The sequence below is a fragment of the Falsigemmobacter intermedius genome, assembly GCF_004054105.1.
GTDB classification, from domain to species: domain Bacteria; phylum Pseudomonadota; class Alphaproteobacteria; order Rhodobacterales; family Rhodobacteraceae; genus Wagnerdoeblera; species Wagnerdoeblera intermedia.
Genome location: NZ_SBLC01000141.1, coordinates 1 through 1,299, shown reverse-complemented (window position 1 = coordinate 1,299; position 1,299 = coordinate 1). Strand labels below are relative to the sequence as shown.

The window sequence follows — 1,299 nt, the reverse complement described above, 5'->3', positions numbered from 1 at the left end:
GACGGTCTCCGTCAACTTCAAACCGCCGCCTGATCGAGCGTCACCAACTTTCGACCATAGCTCGCAGGCGTTAGACCGAACGGCGAAAACAGAAGACTTATATAAAAAGTCATACTCAAGAGCATTGCTCTTGAGCGATGATACAGTCTCCCCTTGATGTATTTTAACACCAAGGAGAGACTTATTTTTATTATTTTACCAGGACCAGCCAAGGCCAACTGCGCCGCCTGTGCCACCAGCAGAGCTGTGTTGCAGAGCCCCTCTGACCGTCATGGAATCTGTCACACGAACGGCACCACCCATCGCAAGGGCGCTTTGGCTATTATAGTGCCCGAACGCAATCCCGAAGGAGGAGCTTTCACCTGCAGAAATGGTGGGAAGTTGTGTCATAGCCATTGTCCCGGCAATCCCGGCGCTCAGGCGCCGATCCATTTGCTCAAGTTGACGCACATTGACAGCGTCGAATGGCGCTACACCATCGGCGACACCAGAAAGTCGCACTGGAGCACCTCCGGCACCCGAGAAATTGACCCCTGAGTTGCTAACCAACATCGATGTTGTGCCGCCTGTGATAGTCGTTTGGGTTGTTCCTGTCACAGTCGTCGCGCCGGATGAAGACGTCATGCCGGAGCCGTTATTGGTCAAAGACACTGTTGTGGATGTGACAGCCAACGAAGACGCATTAGTGCCGTCATCCACTGTCAAATTGGCACTTGTGCCATTCACGTCAAAAGTTGTCTCTCCTGTCGAAACAAGGAGCGTGTTGTTGATCGTTGTAGCGCCCTCAACGAGGAGCGTGCTTTGTAGCGTGGTTGCGCCTGTGACCTCCAAGGTGCCACCAACTGTGGCATTGGCATCGACTGTCAGCGTGTCGGTCTGGATGTTCCCGGTGTTGGTGATGTCACCGTCATTTGCGAGCAGGCCGGTATTGTCGAGACCGTTGGTGCTCGTCTGACCATCGACTGACAGATCGCCACCAACTGAGAGGTGGTTCCGGCAATCTGAACAGCCGGGATAAGTGGATTTTCCGAGCAATGGCGGCATGATGCTGCAAGCGAGGTGTCGGACGCCGATCTGAAGCTGATGCACCGGATCGACAAGCTGCACATGGAGTTCCCGTTCGCGGGCAGCCGAATGCTGCAGGGTCTGCTGGTTCAGGAAGGCTTCAAGGTCGGGCGGTTGCACGTTGCCACGCTGATGAAGAGCATGGGCATCGAGGCCCTGTATCGCCGACCGAACACCTCGAAACCGGCGCCCGGGCACAAGATCTACCCCTATCTGCTGCGCAAGCTGCCCATC

1 protein-coding gene and 1 pseudogene are annotated in these 1,299 nt (G+C 55.4%); one reads left to right on the top strand and one right to left on the bottom strand.

Annotated features, from left to right (window positions below; translation table 11 throughout):
- Positions 1-195 precede the first annotated feature (195 nt).
- Positions 196-552: a YadA C-terminal domain-containing protein gene (locus tag EP867_RS20400; protein WP_241656985.1), complete on the bottom strand. Its 357-nt coding sequence runs from the start codon at positions 550-552 to the stop codon at positions 196-198.
- Positions 553-1,059: 507 nt separating this feature from the next.
- Here EP867_RS20400 and EP867_RS19620 point away from each other — a divergent pair.
- Positions 1,060-1,299, top strand: a pseudogene (locus EP867_RS19620) (IS3 family transposase); the annotation flags it as partial.